Here is a 24,298-nt window from a genome sequence, read left to right as displayed (position 1 = left end):
CCTTGTTATTGTTTTTGGGTAGATAGAAAGGTTTAATACAGTCTTAAAAAAGGAGAATAGATGAAAAAAATACAATTTGTTTTGATGTCAAGCTTCGTTTTGGGAGCTTGTCAACTAGCGGTAATTAGTGGATCAGCAGATGAGCTAAATGCTAAGGAGGCGACTACCGAACTAGCCAGTGGTTCTGTTGAGAATGGTGAAGCGGGCAATGTAGAGGTTTCTTCTGAGAAAGCTTCCGAGCAAGTGTCTGAGAAGGTTGATTCTAGTAGTGAAAGCAAGGAAAATTCACTCTCTCACTCAGAACAGACAGAAGTGATTGAGGAGAAAGTTAGCTCCGAAGAGATTTCGGTCGAAACTTATGAAAAGAATCTTGAAAATGTGACACAAATCTCTTACAGCGACGTCACCAATATGCTAACTGAAGATGGTGGTGATCATATTCTGTATATTGGTCGTCCAAGCTGTTATTATTGTCGCCAAAATTCTCCCGTTTTAAAGGATTTTAATGCTTTAATCAATGGTCAACTCCTTTATTACAACACGGATTCGGATCATTTGGATCGTGATTCTCGTAAGGTTTTGTTTGATAAGTTGGGAATTCCGGGTACTCCGAGTGTGATTCACCTAAAAAATGGTCAATTGGTTTCTGGTTACTTGGGTAGTGCACCAGATGCTCAAGCTATTTATCAGGCCGTTTTTGCTGGCGAAAATGATAAAACTGAGTTGTCAGAGGTAAGGGAAGTGGCAGCAAAATCGGAGAATCCATTGCCCGAATCATCACCTGAAAGTCTAATTAAAGAGGATGATAAGTCTTTAAACAGTATTTCTGAGCCATCAGTTACTAGCGTGGTGTCTCAACTTAAACAGGTATTTTGGAGCCTGACAACTCTTCTTAAAAATTTTCTAGGAAAAATATTCTAATTTATATCTTATTTTCCTTAAAGTTTGGACTAGCAATTTAGCACAAAGAAAGGTAAATACATGACAGTACTAGAGGTGATAGGGTTAAACTATAGTTTTGGGAAGCAACCTGTCTTGGATGATATCTCGTTAACCTTGGAAAAGGGGGATATTACTGGGCTGATTGGCAATAATGGTGCAGGAAAGACGACCTTAATGAAATTAATTTCGGGTATCTTAGAGAGGACTAATGGAACTATTGACTTAAAAACCCAAACTGTGGGTGCCTTGATTGAGGCTCCAGCCTTATATCCCAACATGACGGTTGAAGCTAACCTTAAGTTTTATTGCAGACTTTATCATAAAGATTATTCATTGATTGATTGCTATAAAGAAGATTTGGAGGTAGCAACCTATCTCAAGCGTAAGGCTTCAAAGTTGTCCTTGGGGATGAAGCAACGTGTAGGTTTGTTTATCGCTTTAATTGCATCAGACGAATTTATCCTTCTTGATGAACCTACTAACGGTCTGGACCCTAATGGTATCAATAGTCTTCTGGCCTTGATTGAAAGGTTAGCTAAAAATCATGGTCTAACTTTTATCATTTCTAGCCACATCCTATCCAATCTAGAACAGGTTTGTACAAAAAAACTATTTGTTGAAGAATCACAAATTGACTTGTTTGGACGATGATGCAAATGCCAAATATAAAATTTACACTGAGGATTTGAGCATGAAGTCTTTGATGACCTTACTAAAACTAAATGACCTTGCTTTTGAATGTCAAAAGCATGACATTCTGGTTAAAGGAATAGAAAAGATTAAACAGGTTTTGGGACAAGAGGGGATTCCTTTCACATATGAAAAAGCAGGATTGAGTGAGGTACTTTTTAATGGCAACTAAATTGAGAACGGTATTTTTAAAGCAAGAATGCGTGACAAAGAGTGCCTTTATTTGTCTTGTATTGCAAGGGCTGATTGGTGCGATTGTTATCTTATGTGATGGCTATAAGGAGTCTTATCTTGGTCCATCTGCGATTATAGCTAGTTATTCTTTTATAGTGGATATCGTCTTTGCTTACTTAGCTGTATCCAGTTTGGGAAGAGAATTTCAGAATCGAACGATTAATATGATTCGGGTGAGTGACTTATCTGGTCTAGAGGTAATTCTCAGAAAGCTTCTGAGCTTCCTTATTTTATCCATAGTTGCAGCTACTATCTTGGTTTTAGAGTTGATTTTTTACAAGTACTCTGTGCAACATGTCGATTTTCCTTTGTGGGACTATATCAGAAAAATCTATGTTGATTTCCTAGCTTATGGAGCTTTTATTTATATGGTTTCAACTTTGGTTATCTTACTTTTAAAGAATACCTTAACAGCCTTTGTAACAGTCTATTTTGGGGTAACAGGAATGACCTTCTTTACACTCTATTTGGCTAGTTTAGGGGCTACCATGACTAAGCTGATGACTTACGTGCCGTTTAGTTTTATGAGAGCAGTCTTTACTAGCGGTCAACAGTTCTTTAATCTTCGTGAAGCCTTTGTTTTGTTTTCTTGGACCCTGTTTTTGCTCCTTTTGACGCCAGCGATTTACAAAAAGCGAGCCTATGTGTAATGCTTATAAAGTCAGAGTTTTATCTGGCTTTTTCTTTATACAATCAAAAAAACAGGCTAAACTGTCGATTTCATCCTTTAGAATCTGAAAATTTGGTATAATTAATCTAAAATACCTAAGGAGTCATTCAGATGCAACATAGACTTGATCGATTTGATGCGAAACTTGCTCAATCAGGGCTTGATGCCTTGCTTGTGACAGGACAAAATAACATTTACTATTTGACGAATTTCTGGGGAACAAATGCGACTGTTTTCATTACGAAAAATCGTCGTCTCTTTTTAACAGATTCACGTTATACGCTTATTGCTAAACAATCTGTGCATGGTTTTGATATTATTGAAAGTAAAGACCCTCTTAAAGATATTGTTAAACTGATTGAAGCTGACAAACTTGAAACAATCGGTTTTGATAACCAGGTGTCATTCGCTTATTATCAAGGGCTCCAAGCTATTTTTGAAGGTTATACTTTGTCACCACAAAATAACTTTATGGAAGAGTTACGTATGATTAAGGATGATAAAGAATTGGCGACTATACGTAAGGCTTGTTCTATTTCAGACCGTGCTTTCACAGATGTTCTTGATTTTATTAAGCCGGGTCAAACGACTGAACTCCAAGTGGCTAACTTCCTTGATTTCCGTATGCGTGAGTATGGGGCTTCTGGAACTTCCTTTGAGTCTATCATTGCCTCAGGCTACCGTTCAGCCATGCCTCACGGTGTAGCTTCAGAAAAGGTTATCCAGTCAGGTGAGACCTTGACGATGGACTTTGGTTGTTACTACAAGCACTATGTTAGTGACATGACTCGTACCATCCATATTGGGGACACGACTGATGAGGAGCGTGAGATTTACGATATTGTTTTACGTTCTAATCAGGCTTTGATTGATGCTGCTAAGGCTGGTATGACACGTCGTGACTATGATAAGGTTGCGCGTGACGTTATTGTTGAAGCGGGCTATGGTGCCCACTTTACACATGGTATCGGACACGGTATTGGTCTTGACATTCACGAAATTCCTTACTTTGGGAATTCTGATGAGACCATTGAGGCTGGTATGGTCTTAACGGATGAACCAGGTGTTTATTTGGCTGATAAATATGGTGTTCGTATAGAAGATGACATTATTATCACTGAGAATGGTTGCGAGTTGATTACACTTGCACCTAAGGAATTGATTGTGCTCTAAGATTTGGAGGAAAGATTTATGCCAAACCGTCTTTCTTGGCAAGACTATTTTATGGCTAATGCTGAGCTAATTTCTAAACGTTCTACTTGTGATCGTGCTTATGTTGGGGCTGTTTTGGTCAAGGATAATCGTATTATTGCTACTGGTTATAACGGTGGGGTTTCTGAGACTGATAACTGTAACGAGGTAGGTCACTATATGGAAGATGGCCACTGTATCAGAACGGTTCACGCAGAGATGAATGCCCTCATTCAGTGCGCTAAAGAAGGTATTTCAACTAAAAATACAGAGATTTATGTGACGCATTTTCCTTGTATTAACTGTACTAAAGCTCTCTTGCAGGCTGGTATCGTTAAGATTACTTATAAGGCCAACTATCGTCCTCATGGCTTTGCTATGGAACTGATGCAGCAAAAGGGTGTTTCTTATGTCCAACATGATGTTCCAGAGGTTCGTTTGGGAATGGATGACTAGTTCTTTTCTTTGTAAAGAGCTTAGGGCTAGGGCTGATTCTATAAAACATTTGAGCCCTACTGTCATTTATGGTAGAATAAACTGATAATAATTTTTACAAAGAGGTATTTAATAATGATTGAAGCAAGTAAACTCCGTGCGGGTATGACTTTCGTAACTAATGATGGCAAATTGATCAAAGTTCTTGAAGCTAGCCACCACAAACCTGGTAAAGGTAATACTATCATGCGTATGAAATTGCGTGATGTGCGTTCTGGGTCAACATTTGACACTAGCTACCGTCCAGAAGAAAAATTTGAACAAGCAATCATCGAAACAGTACCAGCACAATACTTGTACCAAATGGATGATACTGCATACTTCATGAATACTGAAACATATGACCAATATGAAATTCCAGTAGCTAACGTTCAAGAAGAATTGAAATACGTCCTTGAAAACTCAGATGTCAAAATTCAATTCTACGGAACAGAAGTTATCGGTGTTCAAGTACCAACAACTGTTGAATTGACTGTTACTGAAACACAACCATCAATCAAAGGTGCGACAGTTACAGGTTCAGGTAAACCTGCAACACTTGAAACTGGTCTTGTGGTTAACGTTCCAGACTTTATCGAAGCTGGTCAAAAATTGGTTATCAACACAGCTGAAGGTACTTACGTATCACGTGCCTAAGCCTAACTAAGTCTTTCAAATCACTGGTTTGAAGGCTTTATTTTCCAAACTAACGGAAAGGAAACATGGGATGACTACAGAAAATATCGGTGAAATCGTTATTGCCCCTCGTGTGCTTGAAGTGATTACAGGTATCGCTGCAACTAAAGTGGAAGGTGTTTACGCCCTTCAAAACAAAAATGTCACTGACAGCCTTAGCAAAACAAGCTTGGGCCGTGGTGTTTACCTCCAAACGGAGGAAGATGGTACAGTAAACGCTGATATCTACGTTTCTCTTCAGTATGGCGTTAATGTTCCTGCGGTTTCGATTGAGATTCAAAAAGCAGTCAAAGCTGCTGTCTATGATATGGCCGAAGTGGCAATTTCAGATGTTAACGTCCACGTTGAGTCTATTGTCACTGAGAAATCACAAAAACCAGACTTGGCTGAATTGTTTAACGAGGATTTTTTGAATGACTAATATCTTTAAAGATTCACGTCGTGACCTTCGTGAGCGTGCTTTTCAAACGCTCTTTGCTCTGGAATTTGGTGGTGAAGTCCTAGAACAAGCGCATTTTGCTTATACCTTTGACAAACCGATTGGGGAAGAAACTGAAGTTGATGTACCAGCCTTTCTTCTTAGCCTAGTAACAGGTGTCCGTGAAGAGTTGGCCCAACTTGATAGTCAAATTGAAGAAAAGTTGAAAGAGGGTTGGAGCCTCTCACGTTTGATTGTGACAGATCGTACTCTCCTTCGTTTGGGACTTTATGAAATCACGTCATTTGAAGAAACACCAGGACGTGTAGCTATTAACGAAATCATTGAAATCGCTAAAAAATATTCTGATGAAACATCTGCTAAGTTCATTAATGGTGTACTTAGTCAGTTTGTGATAGATGAAGCATAAGTAAAAGAAGTTGAGCGTTGTTTCAACTTCTTTTTTTCTACAAATGTAACAAGAAAAAAGTCGCAAGCGGAGATTTCTTGCGACTTTCATTTATATACTGCCACCAGCAATCAGACTCACTGGAAGTACATAATCACGATTAACTGTTTTGCCTTTAATTTTCTTGAGAAGAATTTCGACACAAAGCTTAGCAATTTCATCCAAAGGTTGTTGGATAGTTGCTAACTCTGGGTAGAAGTGACGGATAAAGGCGGTACCGTCATAACCGATGATTTTTAGGTCATCTGGGATAGAAAGTCCCAATTGTCTAGCTATCTTCATAACCAAGATAGCTGTTAAATCGTCCGAAACAAAGATGCCATCTGGTTTTTCACGAGAGATAATAGATTTGATTTCTAATTCTCGTCGCATGAGAGACAAATCGTTTGGAACAGGACAAATAATACCTTTCTTGTCCAATTCATAATTAAAACCTAGTTGACGAAGTCCTGTTGGAGAATCCGAATTATCATAGCCTGTAATCATGACAATGCGTTGACAGCCAGCCTTGACCATAGCTCTTGCGGCTAACTTGCCACCTTCAAAGTTGTCAGACGAAACAATAGGAATCTTTGGGGCGAGATTACGGTCGAAGGCAACGATGGGAGCTTCAACCTTCTCATAATCCTCAATACCAAGATTGTGACTAGACGAGATGATGCCGTCACATTGGTTGGCGGCAAGCATCTCCAAATAGTCTCTCTCCTTGTTAGGATCATGCTCACTATTACAAATAATGGTTTTATAGCCTTGCTTAAAGAGTTCATCCTCAAGACGTTCAATAAGTTCGGCATAAAATACATTGGAAATATTTGGGAAAATCAAGCCAACGAGTTTGGCCGACTTTCCTTGGAGGCCTCGAGCTAAATTATTTGGTTTATAGTTGAGTTCTTGCATAGCAGCGTGAACTTTGTCAATGGTCTTTTGTGAGAGGTAGCCCTTTTTGTTTATGACGCGAGAAACTGTGGTTGGGCTCACACCAGCCAGTTCGGCAACGTCAGTAAGCTTTGCGACCATAAATCACCTTAGTATTTCAAGTCGAAGTAGTGTCCAGAAACGTTTCCTGACGTTACTTTGATACCAGTTTGTTCTGCACTTGGGAAAACACGACTAGTGAAGACTTTCTCACCTTTGTTGAAGAAAATTTCAACGATTGAGTTATCTACAAAGATGTTAGCTGTAGCAGCTTGACCGGCCTCAAGAGTACATTCACGGCTTGTGCCAAAGTCTGTAGCATACTGTTCACCAGCTTTAGAACGGTCAAGAATAACTTTTCCGTTTTCAGTATCAACGGTAAGTGACAAGCCATTTCCTTCTTGGTCCGCGAAAAGAACAAGCTCGGTTTGACTATTAGCTTGGAAGTTAAGTTCAAGCTCGTAAGTGTTAGTTGTAGCTGTTTTTTCAGCGAAATCTTCTTGGTTAGCACGTAAGCTTGTAATAGCTTCTACTGGGTATTGGTAAAGTTTGCCATCTTTAATAGACAACTCTTTAACCAAGCTCATAGCACCTTGGTAGTCGTATTTGTCAGTTGGGTAATCCACGTCTGGAAGACCAATCCAGCTAACAATAAGGGCACGACCATCTGGAGTGTTAAATCCTTGAGTAGCATAGGCTTCGAACCCGTAGTCTAAGTTGATAATTGACGTACCATCAACAAGGGCAGGTTTCTCAGGATCGAAATCTTGGAAAATCTTATAAGTGTTAGGGTAGATATTACCGTAGTCAAGTTCAGCTTTATCAAGACCTTGAGGGCTATAGAGAAGAACAGGTTTGCCATCTACAAAGACGAGGTTAGGACACTCAATCATGTATTCTGAGCCAGTACCACCAAAGTCGAGGTCGCCAACTTCAACCCAATTTTCAACGTCATTATCAACTGCCTTGTAAAGTTTAATGAAGCCTTGTTTATCGTGGTTTTGGGCTCCTACGATAGCGTAGAATTGACCCTTGTAATCGAAGATTTGAGGGTCACGGAAGTGTTCAGTAGCATCAGCGGGTTGTTTGATAAGAACTTTATCGAATTTTTCGATGTTGCCGTCTTTATCCATCCAAGCACCGATTTGGCGAGGGTCACGAACCCAATTGTCATCACGAACGTTCCCAGTATAGAAGATAAAGAGTTTATCACCGATTTGATAAGCAGAACCTGAGTAGGCACCGTGGCTATCATTTTCATGGTCTGGCAAGAGTTTGACACCAGTTTCTGTGAAATGTACCAAGTCTTCTGATTCAGTATGAACCCATTGTTTCAAACCGTGAGCTGCTCCAAATGGCCAACTTTGGTAGAAAAGTTGGAACTTACCATTAAAGTAAGAAAAACCATTTGGGTCATTAAGAAGCCCTGTTTTTGGTTCAATATGATAACTGGCACGCCAAGGTGATTTGGCAACATTTTCTTTAATATGTTTTTTCTCTTCATTTGTCCAATCTTCATATGGACGGTAACGAACTTCTGTTGGTAGATTCATATAAAGTGATCTCCTAATCTATTTGTTAGTAATATAGTAAACGTTTTACATAGAAAAATCAATGATTTACCACAAAAAAATAAAAAAATATGTTAAACGGTTGACATATTACAAAAACATGATAAAATAAATATCGTAAAGAACAGCGAAACGCTTTCAAAAACAAATTTTATTAAGGAGAATTTTGCAAATGGATAACAAACAAATTGCAAAAGAAGTCATCGAAGCCCTCGGTGGACGTGAAAATGTTAACAGTGTTGCTCACTGTGCAACTCGTCTACGTGTGATGGTTAAAGATGAAAACAAAATCAATAAAGAAAAAGCTGAGAACATCGAAAAAGTTCAAGGTGCTTTCTTTAACTCAGGTCAATACCAAATGATCTTTGGTACAGGTACTGTTAACAAGATTTACGACGAAGTCGTTGCTCAGGGTCTTCCAACAGCATCTAAAGACGAACAAAAAGCAGAAGCTGCTAAACAAGGGAACTGGTTCCAACGTGCTATCCGTTCATTCGGTGACGTTTTCGTTCCATTGCTTCCAGCTATTGTAGCGACTGGTCTTTTCATGGGTATCCGTGGAGCCATCAATAACGATACAGTTCTTGGATTGTTCGGTACGACTTCTAAAGCCTTCGCTGCTACTGATTTCTACACTTACACAGTTGTATTGACAGATACAGCCTTCGCCTTTTTCCCAGCCTTGATTTGTTGGTCAGCTTTTAACGTATTTGGTGGCTCACCACTTCTTGGTTTGGTTCTTGGTTTGATGATGGTTAACAACGCTCTTCCAAATGCTTGGGATGTTGCATCAGGTGCTGCAAAACCAATTTACTTCTTTGACTTTATTCCAGTAGTTGGTTACCAAAACTCAGTCCTTCCAGCCTTCTTCGTAGGTTTGATTGGTGCTAAGTTTGAACAATGGGTTCGTAAATGGGTTCCAGATGTTCTTGACCTCCTCTTGCGTCCACTTGTTGTCTTTGCTGTAATGTCAGCCTTGGCCCTCTTTATCATTGGTCCTGTCTTCCACACAGTTGAGAGTTACGTACTTGCTGGTACAGAGTGGATTCTTAACTTGCCATTTGGTCTTGCAGGTCTTGTTCTCGGTGGTATTCACCAAGTTATCGTCGTTACAGGGGTTCACCACGTCTTCAACTTACTTGAAGCTAACCTTATTTCTAATACAGGTAAAGACCCACTTAACGCTATCATCACAGCTGCGATGACTGCCCAAGCTGGTGCAACACTTGCAGTTGGTGTTAAAACTAAAGACTCTAAGTTGAAAGCTCTTGCTTTCCCTGCAACTCTTTCAGCGGTACTTGGTATCACTGAACCAGCTATCTTCGGGGTTAACCTTCGTTTCGGTAAACCATTTATCATGGGTCTTATCGCTGGTGCTGCTGGTGGTTGGTTGGCTTCAATCCTTAACCTTGCTGGTACAGGATTTGGTGTAACAATCGTTCCTGGTACTCTTCTTTACCTTAACGGTCAAGTGCTTAAGTATGTGATTATGGTACTTGTTACCCTTGCTCTTGGTTTCACCCTTACATGGCTCTTTGGATACAAAGAAGAGGAAGTTGAAGCTCTTGAAGAAGTTGTAGCTGAAGATATTGCTTCAGCAGGTTCAGCTCCAGTTGAATTGCAAGCTGAAACAATCGCTGCTCCACTTAAAGGTGAAGTTGTAGCTTTGGAAAATGTTAATGACCCAGTCTTCTCATCAGGAGCTATGGGTAAAGGTGCGGCTATCAAACCTTCAGGTAACCAAGTGGTTGCACCATTTGATGGTGAAGTGCAAATCGCCTTCCCAACGGGTCACGCTTATGGTCTTAAATCTGATAAAGGTGCTGAAGTGCTTATCCACGTCGGTATTGACACTGTCTCACTTGATGGTAAAGGATTTGATGCTAAAGTTAAAGCTAATCAACGTGTTAAAAAAGGTGATGTCTTGGCTACCTTCGATAGCTCAGTTATCACAGGTGCAGGACTTGACGATACAACTATGGTAATCGTTACAAATACTGCAGACTTCGAAGATGTTTCATCAGTAGCAACTGGATCAGTTGCTGAAGGTGCAGACTTCATCGCAGTTAAATAATAATCTAGAAAAGTCGAAGCTATTTCGGCTTTTTTAGTTAAATATCAGATAAAGAAAAGAGATAAGTTCGGGTGTCTAAGACTGGTGAATCAAACGGAATATAGATTGTCTTTTACGCCACTTTTCTTTATAATTAAGATAGTAATTTATAGATCACAAAAGGAGATAGCTTGCATATGGCTAAACTTTACGGAAGCTTGGAAGCTGGTGGTACAAAATTTGTTTGTGCTGTTGGTGATGAAAATTTCCAAGTCGTTGAAAAGACCCAATTCCCAACCACTACACCATACGAAACAATCGATCGTACCGTTGCCTTCTTCAAACGTTATGAAGACCAATTAGCTGGAATTGCCATTGGTTCATTCGGTCCAATTGATGTTGATCCTAACTCAGAAACATACGGTTATGTTACCTCAACGCCAAAACCACACTGGTCAAACGTTGACCTTCTTGGTTTGATTGCAAAAGAGTTTAATATTCCTTTCTATTTTACGACGGATGTTAACTCATCTGCCTATGGTGAGACACTTGTTCGTAAAGGTGTTAAGAGTCTTGTTTATTACACTATCGGAACTGGTATCGGTGCTGGTGCCATTCAAAATGGTGAATTCATTGGTGGTGTTGGTCACACGGAAGCAGGTCACGTTTATGTGCCTCTTCATCCTAATGATGTTACTAATGAGTTTAACGGAACTTGTCCTTTCCACCGTGGTTGTTTGGAAGGATTGGCTGCTGGTCCATCGCTTGAAGCTCGTACAGGTATTCGTGGAGAGTTGATTGAGCAAAATTCTGAAGTGTGGGATATTCAAGCTTACTATATTGCTCAAGCTGCTGTTCAGGCAACTGTTCTCTATCGTCCTGAAGTTATCGTCTTTGGTGGTGGAGTAATGGGTCAAGAGCATATGCTTCGTCGTGTTCGTGAAAAATTCACGGTTCTTTTAAATGGTTACCTTCCAGTACCAGATGTGACTGAGTATATTGTGACACCTGCTGTTTCAGGTAATGGTTCTGCGACACTTGGTAACTTTGCCCTTGCCAAAGATGTGGCAGATAAACAAGCAAACAAGTAAGAATTGTCAAATCGCTTTAAGAGATATTCTTAAGGCGTTTTGCGCTATTTAGGAAGATCTATAGGGTCGGTGGTTTGACACTTGCCCAGGTTTAGAAAATCTAGGTAGGGTCGTCTGAAGACGGCCGTGGTATATGATATTTTAAGTGATTATATCGGTTAATAATGATGTTGCAGGTTGGAGAATTGATGGTCGAATGGAGGGTGCTGTCAATCAACCTAGCGAGGCTTAAATATGAGTAGAGAACAAATTTTAGCAGACCTTTTTAAAGGCATTGAAGTTGGAGAGACCTATTATTTTGAAGGGGCTTATTACCGTTTGAAAGATTATGGCGACCACATTTATGGCTTGCAACGAGCGATTCCAGGCATGTGTGGTGAAAAGACGGCCTCTCCCAGCCTTAAATTTCACTGGGAAAATGGGGCTTTGGACTATCAATTTTATGTGGATTTTGAAGCTAGTCCAATGCATATGACGGCTTATAGCAGTTCTGACCGAGCTTTCTTTGATCAAGCCTTTGATAAGCTCTTGCAGGATTTTCAGAAAATCCTAGAGAAGCAAGAACTATCTGAGGAAAAATTCTAAAGTGATATTGTCGTTATTTTCAGTGAATCTAATAAAAAAGTTTTAGTTTATTTGTCAATCCGTTGTGAAAGGCTTTAAACTAGGGCTTTTTTCTTTTGTCAATCCTTGTGTGATTTCTTGTTTAAAGGGTGTTTTTGTGGTAAAATATGGAGATAAAGACTGTCGAAAGGAAATAAGATGGCAAATATATTACGCAAAATCATTGAAAATGATAAAGGCGAAATTAAGAAACTAGAAAAAACTGCCAAGAAAGTTGAGGGCTATGCAGATGCAATGGCAGCCCTTTCAGATGAAGAACTTAAGGCAAAAACAGATGAATTTAAAAAACGATATCAAAACGGAGAAAGCCTAGACCAACTCTTGCCAGAGGCATTTGCGGTTGTTCGTGAAGGGGCAAAACGTGTCCTTGGACTTTTCCCATACCGTGTGCAAATCATGGGTGGTATTGTTCTTCACCATGGTGACGTACCAGAGATGCGTACAGGGGAAGGGAAAACCTTGACGGCGACAATGCCTGTTTACCTTAACGCTATTTCAGGTGAAGGTGTACACGTTATTACCGTTAACGAATACCTTTCAGAGCGTGACGCAACTGAAATGGGTGAGCTTTATAGTTGGCTTGGCTTGTCAGTAGGGATTAACCTTTCTGCCAAATCACCAGCTGAAAAGCGTGAAGCCTATAACTGTGATATCACTTACTCAACCAACTCAGAGGTCGGTTTCGACTACCTCCGTGATAACATGGTTGTTCGTAAGGAAAACATGGTACAACGTCCTTTGAACTATGCCTTGGTCGATGAGGTTGACTCGGTTCTTATTGATGAAGCCCGTACACCATTGATTGTATCAGGTCCTGTAAGTTCAGAGACTAACCAGTTGTATCATCGTTCAGATGCTTTTGTTAAGACATTGACTGAAGATGATTATGCCATTGATGTTCCAACCAAAACCATTGGTTTGAATGACTCTGGTATTGATAAGGCCGAAGAATTCTTCAACTTGGATAACTTGTACGATATTGACCATGTAGCCTTGACTCACTATATTGATAATGCCCTTCGTGCCAACTATATCATGTTGCATGATATTGACTATGTGGTAAGTCCTGAGCAAGAAATCCTTATCGTTGACCAATTTACTGGTCGTACCATGGAAGGTCGTCGTTTCTCTGATGGACTTCACCAAGCTATTGAAGCTAAAGAAGGCGTACCAGTTCAAGAGGAAACCAAGACATCTGCCTCAATCACTTACCAAAATATGTTCCGTATGTACAAGAAATTGTCAGGTATGACTGGTACAGGTAAGACTGAGGAAGATGAGTTCCGTGAAATCTATAACATGCGAATCATTCCGATTCCAACCAACCGTCCAATTCAACGTATTGACCATGATGACCTTCTTTACCCAACCTTGGATGCCAAATTCCGTGCGGTAGTGCAAGATGTTAAACGTCGTTATGAAAAGGGTCAACCAGTTCTTGTTGGTACCGTTGCCGTTGAAACATCTGACTTGATTTCTAAAATGTTGGTTGAAGCAGGTATTCCTCACGAAGTGCTTAATGCCAAGAACCACGAAAAAGAAGCCCATATCATCATGAATGCGGGTCAACGTGGTGCCGTTACGATTGCGACCAACATGGCCGGTCGTGGTACCGATATCAAACTTGGTGAAGGTGTTCTGGATCTTGGTGGACTTTGTGTCATTGGTACAGAGCGTCACGAAAGTCGCCGTATTGATAACCAGTTGCGTGGTCGTGCGGGACGTCAAGGGGACCCAGGTGAATCTCAATTCTACCTCTCACTTGAAGATGAATTGATGCGTCGTTTTGGTTCTGATCGTGTCAAACATGTCTTGGAACGCTTTAATGCTGATGATGAAGATATTGTCATCAAATCACGTATGTTGACTCGTCAAGTGGAATCAGCTCAAAAACGTGTTGAAGGGAATAACTACGATACACGTAAACAAGTCCTTCAATACGATGACGTTATGCGTGAGCAACGTGAAATCATTTACGCTGAGCGTTATGATGTTATCACAGCAGAGCGTGATCTTGAACCTGAAATTAAGGCTATGATTAAGCGTACAATTAATCGTACGGTCGAAGGTCACAGTCGCAATGATCAAGATGAAGCTCTTAGGGCAATCTTGACGTTTGCCCGTCAGGCCTTGGTTCCTGAAAATGCCATCTCACTTAAAGACTTGAAAGAAGTGGGTGAAGTCACTAAACGTAGTGTTAATTATGAAGCTATTAAAGTTTACTTGAATGAATTAGCAGATGATGTTTATGATCGCCAAATCAAGAAATTACGTTCAGAGGAAGCTATCCGTGAATTCCAAAAAGTTTTGATTTTGATGGTTGTTGATAACAAGTGGACAGATCACATTGATGCCCTTGACCAATTACGTAACGCTGTTGGTTTACGTGGTTATGCGCAAAACAATCCAATTGTTGAGTATCAATCTGAAGGGTTCAAGATGTTCCAAGACATGGTTGGAGCGATTGAATATGATGTGACACGTACCATGATGAAAGCACAAATCCACGAACAATCTCGTGAAAATGTGAATGAACGTGTTTCAACAACAGCAACAGGTAATATCCAAGCACAACAGACAGATGCGAATGGTCAGGATATTGACTTTAGTAAAGTTGGTCGTAATGATTTCTGTCCATGTGGCTCAGGTAAGAAATTTAAAAATTGTCACGGTCGTAAGCAATTTTAGGAAAAAAGAAGTAGGTAATTATTATGGTTTTTAAAGCAGTAAGTAAAAAAATTGATTTTGATGCAGTTAAAGAATCAACTACATTGACAGGTGAAGCTCTTGCCAAGAAACAAGCACGTGATAAAGAACTTGAAGCAATCATTAAGGGTGAAGATGATCGTACGCTAGTGGTTATCGGTCCATGTTCATCTGATAATGAAGAAGCCGTTCTTGATTATGCTCACCGTTTGGCTAAACTTCAAGAAGAAGTTAAAGACAAGGTCTTTATGGTGATGCGTGTGTATACAGCTAAACCTCGTACAAATGGTGATGGTTATAAAGGGCTTGTGCACCAACCTGATGCTGAAGGAAAACCAAACCTTATTAACGGAATTAAAGCTGTGCGTAACCTTCACTACCGTGTTATCACTGAAACTGGCATTACGACTGCCGATGAAATGCTTTATCCAGAAAACCTTACATTGGTAGATGATCTTGTATCCTACATTGCCGTTGGTGCACGTTCTGTGGAAGACCAACAACACCGTTTTGTGGCTTCAGGTATTGATGTTCCAACTGGTATGAAGAATCCAACATCAGGTAACCTTAACGTGATGTTTAACGGTATTTATGCTGCACAAAACAAACAAGACTTCCTCTTTAACGGTGAAGAAGTGAAAACATCAGGTAACCCATTGGCACACGTTATCCTTCGTGGTTCAACGAACGAATATGGTAAAAACGTGCCTAACTTCTACTATGATGATGTTCTTGATACAATTGAACATTATGAAAAAATGGGTCTTGAAAATCCGTTCATCGTTATTGACACAAACCATGATAATTCAGGTAAACGTTACTTGGAACAAATTCGTATCGTTCGTCAAACCTTGATTAACCGTGATTGGAATGAAAAAATCAACAAAGTTGCACGTGGCTTCATGATTGAATCTTACCTTGAAGATGGTCGTCAAGATGCACCAGATGTTTATGGTAAATCAATTACAGACCCATGTCTTGGTTGGGCTAAGACAGAAGAATTGGTTCGTGAAATTCACGACACTTTGTCAAAAAAGTAAGATAACAGAAACCATATTTGGGGAGTGAGCCGTTTGGGTGACCAAACGGTTCGCTCTCTTTTCGCAAAGAGAGGGAATTAAATGGGAATTCACCAAAATAGTCCGCTTATTGATGCGGCGGAAGTTAGAAAATTGCATGCCCTTACAGGAGATGCCTTAGCAGCCAAACAAGCTAATGATGAGACTTTGGCAAAAATTATCAAGGGGGAGGACAAACGTCTCCTCTTGGTTATCGGGCCATGTTCATCTGATAATGAAGAGGCTGTTCTTGATTATGCCCATCGTCTGTCTCAGCTTCAGGAAGAAGTGAAAGACAAGATTTTCATCGTTATGCGTGTTTATACAGCTAAACCACGTACTAATGGAGATGGTTATAAAGGTCTTATTCACCAACCAGATGCAGAAGGTGACGTAGATCTTCTTGCGGGAGTTAAGGCTGTTCGTCACCTGCAATCACGTATTATTATTGAAACAGGTTTGCCTATTGCAGACGAGATGCTTTACCCATCAAACCTTGACTTTTTTGAGGATTTGCTTAGCTACCATGCTATTGGCGCACGTTCGGTTGAAGACCAAGAACACCGTTTCGTGGCTTCTGGTATTGACGTGCCAACTGGCTTTAAGAATCCAACATCAGGTAATTTGAATGTGATGTTTAATGGTATCTATGCTGCGCAAAACCAACAGCACTTCATTTTTAATGGAGCTGAAGTCAAGACAGATGGGAACCCATTGGCGCATGCTATTTTGCGTGGGGCTAACAATGAAAATGGTCAGAGTCTTGTCAATTACCACTATGAGGACTTGGTTAAGGCTTTGGATAAATACAGTAATTTTAGTTTGGAAAATCCATTTATTCTTGTTGATACCAACCATGATAACTCTGGTAAAAACTTTATTGAGCAGGTTCGAATTGTGCGTGAAGTCCTTCTTAACCGTGAGTGGGATGAGCGTATTGCAGATACTGTGCGTGGCTTCATGATTGAATCTTATCTTGAGGATGGTCGTCAAGATACGCCTGAAATTTACGGAAAATCAATCACAGATCCGTGTCTTGGTTGGGCTAAGACAGACAGTCTTATTCGTGAAATTCACGACCGACTATAGTAAGTAGCTATGATTATTGGACATGGTATAGACTTGCAGGAAATTTCAGCTGTGAAAAGGGCTTATGATCGCAATCCGCGCTTTGCAAAGAAGGTTTTGACGTCGAAAGAATGGGAGCGCTTTGAGTCTCTTTCTGGGAGTCGTCAGATGTCCTATTTAGCAGGGCGCTGGGCCGGTAAGGAAGCTTTTTCAAAAGCCTGGGGAACTGGAATTGGAGCGGTCGGTTTTAAGGATATTGAAATTTTGAACAATGACAAAGGAGCTCCTGTGGTAACCCAGTCACCTTTTGAGGGGAAAGTCTTCATCTCGATTTCCCATAGTGGTGATTTTGTTCAGGCAAGTGTCATTTTAGAAGAAAATTAAAAGATAGGTGTTGGAAGAGGATAGCTTATGATTTCAAGTTTACATCGACCAACCTTGGCAAAGGTTGATCTATCAGCAATTTCAGAAAATATTGAACAAGTGGTTAGTCATATTCCTAAAAAGGTAAAGACTTTTGCAGTGGTTAAGGCAAATGCTTACGGTCATGGAGCAGTCGCAGTGGCTAAGCAGGTGTCTGAACGGGTAGACGGTTTTTGTGTGTCCAATCTGGACGAAGCGCTTGAACTCCGTCAAGCTGGCTTAGAGCAGCCAATACTCATTTTAGGAGTAGTCTTGCCAGACGAGGTTCCTTTGGCTATTCAAGAAAATATTACTCTAACGGTGGCTTCGCTAGAGTGGTTGGAAATGACTAAGAATCAAGGGCTTGATTTGACTGGTTTAACCTGTCATATTAAGGTTGATTCAGGTATGGGCCGTATTGGGGTGCGTAGCCAAGGGGATGCAGATAGCTTGATTGCTGGTCTGAAGACACTTGGTGCCGATGTCGAAGGTATTTTTACCCATTTTGCAACTGCTGATGAGGCGGACGATAGTAAATTCAAGCGCCAATTGGCCTTCTTCACAAATTTGGTGGAAAATTTGGCTGACCGTCCTCGTCTGGTACACGCAAGCAACTCAGCAACAAGTATCTGGCATGCCGAAACCGTCTTTAATGCGGTACGTTTGGGTGTTGTTATCTATGGTCTCAATCCTAGTGGTAGTGCTTTGAATCTTCCTTATAAGATTCGTCCTGCCCTAAGTTTGGAAACAGCTCTTGTTCATGTTAAAACCCTACCAGCAGGTCAAGATGTCGGTTATGGTGCCACTTATACGACGACGACTGACGAGGTTATTGGAACGATTCCAATCGGATATGCGGATGGTTGGACTAGAGATTTACAAGGTTTCCACGTTATTGTGGATGGTCAATTTTGTCCTATTGTTGGGCGTGTGTCTATGGACCAAATTACCATTCGCTTGCCTAAAGTCTATCCCCTAGGTACTCCTGTTACGCTTATTGGCGAAAATGGGAGAGCAAGCATCACTGCGACAGAGGTGGCTGAAAAACGTGGTACTATCAACTACGAAGTTCTTTGTTTACTTAGTGATCGTGTCCCTCGCAGTTATGAGTAAAAAAGAGGAATCCAGCTTTCGGCTGGATTTTTTGCTTTTCGTGAAGACTCATCCCATGTGATATAATAGCTGGTAAGACTTCCTCTTTTACGAGGGACAGAACACGATAGAAATGATAGAGGATATGATTCAATTAGATTCACCAATTGCGGATTTGAAAGGGTTTGGGCCTAAGTCCGCTGAAAAATTTACCAAATTAGATTTGCACACGGTTGGGGACCTCTTGCTTTATTTTCCTTTCCGATATGAGGATTTTAAGAGTAAATCTATCTTTGAACTGATGGATGGCGAAAAGGCTGTTATTACGGGAACAGTGGTGACGCCTGCCAATGTGCAGTATTATGGCTTTAAACGGAATCGTCTGAGTTTTAAAATCAAGCAAGGAGAGGCTGTGATTGCCATTAGTTTCTTCAACCAACCTTATCTTGTGGATAAGATTGAGATGGGGGCAGAAGTGGCTATTTTTGGCAAATGGGACCAGAAGAAGTCTGCTGTGACTGGTATGAAAGTTCTGGCTCAAGTTGAGGACGATATGCAGCCAGTCTACCATGTGGCCCAGGGTGTTAGTCAGGCCCAACTGATAAAGGCCATAAAGGCAGCTTTTGATAGTGGGGCCCTTAATTTGTTGGAGGAAAGTCTCCCTCAGGTGCTGCTGGACAAGTACCGTCTCATGGGACGTCAAGAGGCTGTGCGTGCCATGCATTTTCCGAAAGATTTGGCTGAATATAAGCAGGCTCTACGTAGGACCAAGTTTGAGGAGCTCTTTTATTTCCAAATGAATTTACAGGTGCTGAAGGCTGAAAATAAGTCCGAAACCAATGGTCTAGCAATTGCTTACGATGAAGCCAAAATCAAAGACAAAATTGCAGCATTACCATTCCCCTTAACAGAGGCCCAACAGCGTAGTTTATCGGAAATCCTAGCTGATATGAAATCTGGGGCTCATATGAACCGTCTCTTGCAAGGAGATGTGGGCTCAGGGAAAACAGTTATCGCTAGCTTGGCTATGTATGGGGCCTATACGGCAGGATTTCAGTCTGCCCTCATGGTACCGACGGAAATCTTAGCAGAGCAGCATTATCAGAGTTTACAGGGGCTTTTTCCTGAGTTAGAGGTAGTGCTCCTAACTTCTGGAATGAAGGCGGCGGATAAGAAAGTAGCCCTTTCCAAAATCGAGTCTGGGGAGGCTCAGATGATTGTGGGAACCCACTCGTTGATTCAAGATGCAGTGACTTATCATAGTCTTGGGCTAGTCATTACTGATGAACAGCACCGATTTGGAGTTAATCAACGTCGTATTTTCCGTGAGAAGGGTGACAATCCTGACGTCCTCATGATGACAGCTACCCCTATCCCTAGGACTTTGGCAATCACTGCCTTTGGGGAGATGGATGTATCTATCATTGACCAGATGCCAGCTGGACGTAAGCCCATCATCACACGTTGGGTTAAACATGAGCAGTTAGATACTGTATTGACTTGGATTAAGGGGGAGTTGGAAAAAGACGCTCAGGTCTATTTTATTTCTCCTCTGATTGAAGAGTCTGAGGCTCTTGATTTGAAAAATGCGGTGGCCCTTCATCAGGAACTCACAGAGTTCTTTGGGGATTCAGCTACAGTAGCTCTGATGCACGGTCGTATGAAAAATGATGAAAAAGACCAAATTATGCAAGATTTCAAGGACAGAAAATCTCAGATTTTAGTATCAACTACAGTTATCGAAGTAGGTGTTAACGTGCCAAATGCTACAGTTATGGTCATTATGGATGCGGATCGTTTTGGACTTAGCCAGCTTCACCAGCTTCGAGGGCGTGTTGGTCGTGGCGATAAGCAGTCCTACTGTGTTTTGGTGGCTAATCCTAAAAATGATACTGGTAAAAAACGCATGCAGGCCATGTGTGAGACCACGGATGGCTTTGTTCTAGCTGAGGAGGATCTTAAAATGCGTGGCTCAGGTGAAATCTTTGGGACACGTCAGTCAGGTATTCCTGAATTTCAGGTGGCCGATATTGTGGAAGACTACAATATCTTAGAGGAAGCCAGACGGGTGGCTAGCCAAATTGTATCTGACCCTAACTGGCGAGAGAATCCTGAATGGCAGGTGCTAGGAGCACATTTGAGAAGCCAAGGCGAGTTTGATTGAGGAGGAAACTAATGAACAAAAGACAGTTAAAACTCGATTTTTTTGCTATCTTGCATCCCTTGTTTCTTATGATGTTAGGTCTTATATTTTATTTTTTCGCCTTCATCTTGATTTGGTTTATTACCGAATTGACAAAGCTGATAGAAGGAAAGACAGACTTTCATACCCTATATCTTTATTCACTTCTTATCTCTCTAGCTTGTTCGATATTACTGATTATGTACGTCGCGGGTTTTATAGCTCAACTGATTATCCATATACAGCATCAAAAGGAAAGAACGCTTTTGCCGGTCTGGTGCATGCTTACGGCTGTACTGATGCTTGTGCCCCTATTCGAAGATTTTAGTATCTTAGGCTCGTCTTGGAATTTTAAAGGGTATTTTCTTTCCATAGTTGCTTACCTTGCCTATCTCTTTACAAAGCTACCCAAGGTTATTGAAAGTTACCGCTATCATGCGACAATTCGTTATGCTGTTTGGGTGGCTCTGGTCTTGGGAATTATTTTATCCATGCTTTAGACAGAAAAACTCTCAGTGAAAGCACTGAGAGTTTTAAGTTTCCTTCAAGTTTATTACAAGCTTTCTTTAAGTTAGAGACCCTATAATAAAACCATCAAAACGAGATAGGTTTTGATAATAAAACGTTTTGGCTAGGCCGAACCATTCCTACGAAGGAGGACAAAACAATGACAGTAAAAATCAAAGTAACCTACAACCCAAATTTCCAAAAGGATCCTCAAGACTTTAAGGTTTATCAAAACTAGTATTGATGCTAGGAAGAGGCTAAATTTACCCATATTCTACAACTTTCATTCCTCATTTTCCAAAATCCCTTTTTCCTTTTTTTCATAACGTAGAATCCCTCTTCTTAAACTCATAAAAAGTCTAGACGGAAGGATGACCAGTCTAGGTGATTAACATAAGTAAGCTAACCAGTTGAGATTTTCTTGACTGGTTTTTATTTTTTGAAATTTAGATAAAAAATATCGAAAAACGATAAAAATGTGTTGACAAGGAGAAATAAAGAGTGTAATATATAATTATCGAAAAACGATAATAAGTTTTCGATAAAGATAATCTTATTCGCGAAAAAGAGAAATTATATATTAAAAACTATTTAATAAAGGAAATACTTAAACCAATCATCAACGCTCTTCTTATTCTTCTTATGGCAATCTACGGTTTTGCAATGCTTGCTTTACTTATCCTTCCTTTTGTGAACGTGGCCAATCTTTTCCCAGGTGCAGAGGTTCAATACCTTTCTGGTTGGGGTTACTGGCTGGTCGCAGAGCTACAATTTGCCTTCTATCTTGCCTTGATTTGGCTCCTTCGTAAAGAGCTTAAAGACTTTACTTGGAAGGCACTTTGGACAGAAGATTTCTCTCTTTTCTTGAAAAAGGCTGCCCTTCTAACCTTTGTGCCATCAGCCTTGAATATCTTCTTGCAGTTGGGAACGACAGATCACCTAGTAATGGACTTCAGCACATCAGTTTGGCTCTTCTTGGTCTCTCTAGCTTGTGATGCTATCCGTCTTCGTAAGGGACAAACAGCTGTCAAATAATTGAATGTATCTTAGTTGAAAAGTAGTAAAATCTTATCTATAAACTAGTATTTTATATTGATATTCGATATAATTGATACTGTTAATAGTTAGCTGCTGATTTAGTATAAGGTCAAGGGCTCCTAGAGGCACCTTGGCTTTTTCTAGTCTATACTCCCAAAAAATCAAAATGTATTTACAATCGAGGTAACACATGTCAACTATCTTATTCTATTTTTTAATCGTCCTAGCCTTGGCTGGCTCTAGTTATTATGGTTGGAAATCGGCTAAAAGTGCTAAAAATCGTCAGGAGACGCAAGAACAGAAACGTCTGCGTAGTGTTCTCCTGTTCGTTAATGTCCTCCTTTTTGCGGGCTTTTTAAGTCTTGTTATTACCATTCTTAATGACGCCTTTATTCTGACTGGTCATGAAGGACTCTTACAACAAGGTTTGCGTATGCTTCTTGGGTCGGGAGTTACCGTGAAAAGCAAGGGTCCTAGTTTGACACTTTTTGCAGCAACCATTGATTTCCTTCGTATGGTAGTCAACATAGGTTTCTTGTTGTGCCTACATGCCTTTCTGATTAACCTTTATCGTTCTGATATTTTCATCGCTAAAAATGCTAAGTTGGTTCGTTGGTCAGCGCATTTGCTCGTTCTTGGGGCTTTTATCAATAATGGTATCTTTACATTTGGAACTGGCAACCAGAGTTATAGTTTCTTTAATATCAGTTATTTGCTAGTTAGCTTTGTCCTCTATGCTGTCGCTATGATTTTGACTAAGGCTAATGCCATTGCTGAGGAAAATGAGTATACGATTTAGGAGGGGCTTATGATTATTGTCAATTTGGACGTTGAACTTGCCAAGAAGAAGATGCGCTCGGGTGAGCTGGCAGAACGGATTGGTATTACCCCAGCCAATCTCTCGGTTCTTAAGACAGGCAAGGCCAAGGCAATCCGTTTTACAACACTGGATGCTATTTGTAAAGAGTTAGATTGCCAACCAGGAGATATTCTTGAATATAGACCTGACGAAGAAAACTAAAAGCCTGAAGCAGTTCAGTCACCTTTCTAGTGACCATGCTTCAAGCTTTTTTATTTTTTCTTCATCCATGCAATTAGGGCTAGACTGGCTAGCACAGTACCACAGACCATGGCGACATGTGTTTGTGAGACGGTTAGTTCATAGTGGAAATCTTTATTTTCCAATTTATCGGTTGCTTCAATGCTAAGTTTCATGTCTTATCCCTCAATATAATCTTTCAATTCTTGGCCTTCTAGTCCTGCACTAAGTGCAATGAGGAGTTTGAGGCGAGCCTTTGGTGCATTGAGTTCTTTAACAAACATAACGCCTGCTTCTTGGAGTTTAACGCCACCACCTTCATAGGCATAGACAGGTTCGGCGATACCGTTAAAGCAACGGGATACGAGTACAACTGGCACTCCCTTGTTCATAAGTGACGTAATTTCTCTTGCAGCTAGTGGTGGGAGGTTTCCAGCGCCTAGTGCCTCAATGACTACCCCGTCAATTTTTTCAGGATCTAGGAGGCTGATGATGCCATCGCCAATTCCCATACCAGCGTAGGCCTTAATGATTGGCACAGTTCCTGAAATTTGTTGCAAGTCAAAGCGAACACGAGGTTCAGCCGTCTTGAACCAAAGAATGTCGTGTTTCATGATGATTCCTAGAGGGCCATGAGTGGGCGTGTGAAAGGTTGCTACGTTTGTGGTATGGGTCTTGGTCACATACTTGGCTGCATGGATTTCATCGTTCATAACGACTAGGACGCCTTTATCTGCAGCCTTGTCATTGCTTGCGACACGAAGGGCTGAGAGATAGTTGTAAACGCCATCGCTTCCCAGTTCGTTTGATGAACGCATGGCACCTGTTAGGACGACTGGAATCTCAGGAACAGCCATAGTATCTAGAAAATAGGCTGTCTCTTCAAGGGTGTCTGTGCCGTGGGTAATGACCACACCATCATATTGTCCAGCTGTTTCCTTGATTTTTTTGTAAATATCAAGCATGTGGTAGGGGGTGATATGTGGACTAGGAATGTTAAGAAAATCCAGAACGGTAAGTTCTAGGTTGTCCAAATCAAGTCCAACATGGTTCATGGGATTATCAGCGTTTTGACTGACCTTGCCATCGTCATCTGCGGACATGGAAATGGTTCCTCCAGTATGAAGGACGAGAATTTTTTTTGTCATTTGGATACTACTCACTATCA

The 24,298-nt window shown here is 40.7% G+C and carries 24 protein-coding genes and 1 pseudogene; 21 read left to right on the top strand and 4 right to left on the bottom strand.

Annotation, left to right across the window (positions count from 1 at the left end; translation table 11 throughout):
- Positions 1-60: 60 nt before the first annotated feature.
- The 8 genes and pseudogenes from HMPREF0848_RS07070 (at position 61) to nusB (ending at position 5,745) form a co-directional block, all read left to right on the top strand.
- The gene (locus tag HMPREF0848_RS07070; protein ID WP_008535594.1) at positions 61-921 is read left to right on the top strand and encodes a thioredoxin family protein; all 861 of its coding nucleotides are present in this window, start codon (positions 61-63) and stop codon (positions 919-921) included.
- 60 nt (positions 922-981) lie between these two features.
- A pseudogene (locus HMPREF0848_RS07065) lies at positions 982-1,804 on the top strand (ABC transporter ATP-binding protein).
- Entirely contained in the window at positions 1,794-2,516 is a 723-nt protein-coding gene (locus HMPREF0848_RS07060) for a hypothetical protein (RefSeq protein ID WP_232203284.1), read from the top strand. The pseudogene HMPREF0848_RS07065 and the gene HMPREF0848_RS07060 overlap by 11 nt, the downstream one beginning before the upstream one ends.
- 131 nt (positions 2,517-2,647) lie before the next feature.
- Positions 2,648-3,709 (top strand): M24 family metallopeptidase, encoded by a 1,062-nt coding sequence (locus HMPREF0848_RS07055; RefSeq protein WP_008535588.1) that lies wholly within the window; start codon positions 2,648-2,650, stop codon positions 3,707-3,709.
- 18 nt (positions 3,710-3,727) lie between these two features.
- On the top strand, positions 3,728-4,183 hold the full coding sequence (locus HMPREF0848_RS07050) for a deoxycytidylate deaminase (protein WP_008535587.1): 456 nt from the start codon (positions 3,728-3,730) through the stop codon (positions 4,181-4,183).
- A gap of 114 nt (positions 4,184-4,297) precedes the next feature.
- Positions 4,298-4,858 (top strand): elongation factor P, encoded by a 561-nt coding sequence (efp, locus tag HMPREF0848_RS07045; RefSeq protein WP_002889261.1) that lies wholly within the window; start codon positions 4,298-4,300, stop codon positions 4,856-4,858.
- 70 nt (positions 4,859-4,928) lie between these two features.
- Entirely contained in the window at positions 4,929-5,318 is a 390-nt protein-coding gene (locus tag HMPREF0848_RS07040) for an Asp23/Gls24 family envelope stress response protein (protein WP_008535586.1), read from the top strand.
- Complete coding sequence (gene nusB, locus HMPREF0848_RS07035; protein ID WP_008535585.1) at positions 5,311-5,745, top strand: transcription antitermination factor NusB; 435 nt, start codon at positions 5,311-5,313, stop codon at positions 5,743-5,745. Before HMPREF0848_RS07040 ends, nusB begins: the two co-directional genes overlap by 8 nt.
- Positions 5,746-5,835: 90 nt before the next feature.
- Here the strand turns inward: nusB and HMPREF0848_RS07030 are convergent, their stop codons facing one another.
- Positions 5,836-6,801 carry a LacI family DNA-binding transcriptional regulator gene (locus tag HMPREF0848_RS07030; protein WP_008535584.1) on the bottom strand — a complete coding sequence of 322 codons (966 nt, stop codon included), beginning with the start codon at positions 6,799-6,801 and terminating at the stop codon, positions 5,836-5,838.
- An 8-nt stretch (positions 6,802-6,809) separates the two neighbouring features.
- Positions 6,810-8,252 (bottom strand): sucrose-6-phosphate hydrolase, encoded by a 1,443-nt coding sequence (locus HMPREF0848_RS07025; protein ID WP_008535583.1) that lies wholly within the window; start codon positions 8,250-8,252, stop codon positions 6,810-6,812.
- Between the two features lie 190 nt (positions 8,253-8,442).
- On the opposite strand from HMPREF0848_RS07025, the gene HMPREF0848_RS07020 reads away from it, so the two are divergent.
- From HMPREF0848_RS07020 to HMPREF0848_RS06960, 13 genes are all read left to right on the top strand, one after another.
- A complete protein-coding gene (locus tag HMPREF0848_RS07020) occupies positions 8,443-10,344 on the top strand; it encodes a sucrose-specific PTS transporter subunit IIBC (protein WP_037609077.1) in 1,902 nt (633 codons plus the stop codon).
- 176 nt (positions 10,345-10,520) lie between these two features.
- On the top strand, positions 10,521-11,414 hold the full coding sequence (gene scrK, locus HMPREF0848_RS07015; protein WP_008535580.1) for a fructokinase ScrK: 894 nt from the start codon (positions 10,521-10,523) through the stop codon (positions 11,412-11,414).
- 234 nt (positions 11,415-11,648) lie between these two features.
- Entirely contained in the window at positions 11,649-11,999 is a 351-nt protein-coding gene (locus HMPREF0848_RS07010; protein ID WP_232203283.1) for a hypothetical protein, read from the top strand.
- Between the two features lie 177 nt (positions 12,000-12,176).
- Positions 12,177-14,726 carry a preprotein translocase subunit SecA gene (secA, locus tag HMPREF0848_RS07005; protein WP_008535577.1) on the top strand — a complete coding sequence of 850 codons (2,550 nt, stop codon included), beginning with the start codon at positions 12,177-12,179 and terminating at the stop codon, positions 14,724-14,726.
- 23 nt (positions 14,727-14,749) lie between these two features.
- A complete protein-coding gene (locus HMPREF0848_RS07000; RefSeq protein ID WP_008535575.1) occupies positions 14,750-15,784 on the top strand; it encodes a 3-deoxy-7-phosphoheptulonate synthase in 1,035 nt (344 codons plus the stop codon).
- 81 nt (positions 15,785-15,865) lie between these two features.
- Positions 15,866-16,891, top strand: coding sequence for a 3-deoxy-7-phosphoheptulonate synthase (locus tag HMPREF0848_RS06995; protein ID WP_008535574.1), 1,026 nt, complete (start codon positions 15,866-15,868; stop codon positions 16,889-16,891).
- Positions 16,892-16,900: 9 nt separating this feature from the next.
- Positions 16,901-17,254, top strand: a complete 354-nt coding sequence (gene acpS / locus HMPREF0848_RS06990) for a holo-ACP synthase (protein ID WP_008535572.1) — start codon at positions 16,901-16,903, stop codon at positions 17,252-17,254.
- Between the two features lie 27 nt (positions 17,255-17,281).
- On the top strand, positions 17,282-18,385 hold the full coding sequence (alr, locus tag HMPREF0848_RS06985) for an alanine racemase (protein WP_008535571.1): 1,104 nt from the start codon (positions 17,282-17,284) through the stop codon (positions 18,383-18,385).
- 124 nt (positions 18,386-18,509) lie between these two features.
- Positions 18,510-20,528: an ATP-dependent DNA helicase RecG gene (gene recG / locus HMPREF0848_RS06980; protein ID WP_008535569.1), complete on the top strand. Its 2,019-nt coding sequence runs from the start codon at positions 18,510-18,512 to the stop codon at positions 20,526-20,528.
- An 11-nt stretch (positions 20,529-20,539) separates the two neighbouring features.
- On the top strand, positions 20,540-21,046 hold the full coding sequence (locus HMPREF0848_RS06975) for a hypothetical protein (protein ID WP_008535568.1): 507 nt from the start codon (positions 20,540-20,542) through the stop codon (positions 21,044-21,046).
- A 649-nt stretch (positions 21,047-21,695) separates the two neighbouring features.
- Positions 21,696-22,088: a hypothetical protein gene (locus HMPREF0848_RS06970; RefSeq protein ID WP_008535567.1), complete on the top strand. Its 393-nt coding sequence runs from the start codon at positions 21,696-21,698 to the stop codon at positions 22,086-22,088.
- Positions 22,089-22,281: 193 nt separating this feature from the next.
- Complete coding sequence (locus HMPREF0848_RS06965) at positions 22,282-22,890, top strand: DUF2975 domain-containing protein (RefSeq protein WP_008535566.1); 609 nt, start codon at positions 22,282-22,284, stop codon at positions 22,888-22,890.
- Between the two features lie 9 nt (positions 22,891-22,899).
- Positions 22,900-23,112, top strand: coding sequence for a helix-turn-helix domain-containing protein (locus HMPREF0848_RS06960; RefSeq protein WP_002884695.1), 213 nt, complete (start codon positions 22,900-22,902; stop codon positions 23,110-23,112).
- A 50-nt stretch (positions 23,113-23,162) separates the two neighbouring features.
- Here HMPREF0848_RS06960 and HMPREF0848_RS10755 read toward each other — a convergent pair whose 3' ends face one another.
- Entirely contained in the window at positions 23,163-23,306 is a 144-nt protein-coding gene (locus tag HMPREF0848_RS10755) for a hypothetical protein (RefSeq protein WP_192805709.1), read from the bottom strand.
- Positions 23,307-23,309: 3 nt separating this feature from the next.
- Positions 23,310-24,278: an asparaginase gene (locus tag HMPREF0848_RS06955; RefSeq protein WP_037609073.1), complete on the bottom strand. Its 969-nt coding sequence runs from the start codon at positions 24,276-24,278 to the stop codon at positions 23,310-23,312.
- Between the last annotated feature and the right edge of the window lie 20 nt (positions 24,279-24,298).

This window comes from Streptococcus sp. C150 (assembly GCF_000187445.1).
Taxonomy (GTDB): Bacteria; Bacillota; Bacilli; order Lactobacillales; family Streptococcaceae; genus Streptococcus; species Streptococcus raffinosi.
Note: the sequence above shows the minus strand (reverse complement) of the source record. Positions and strands in the feature narration are given on the sequence as shown.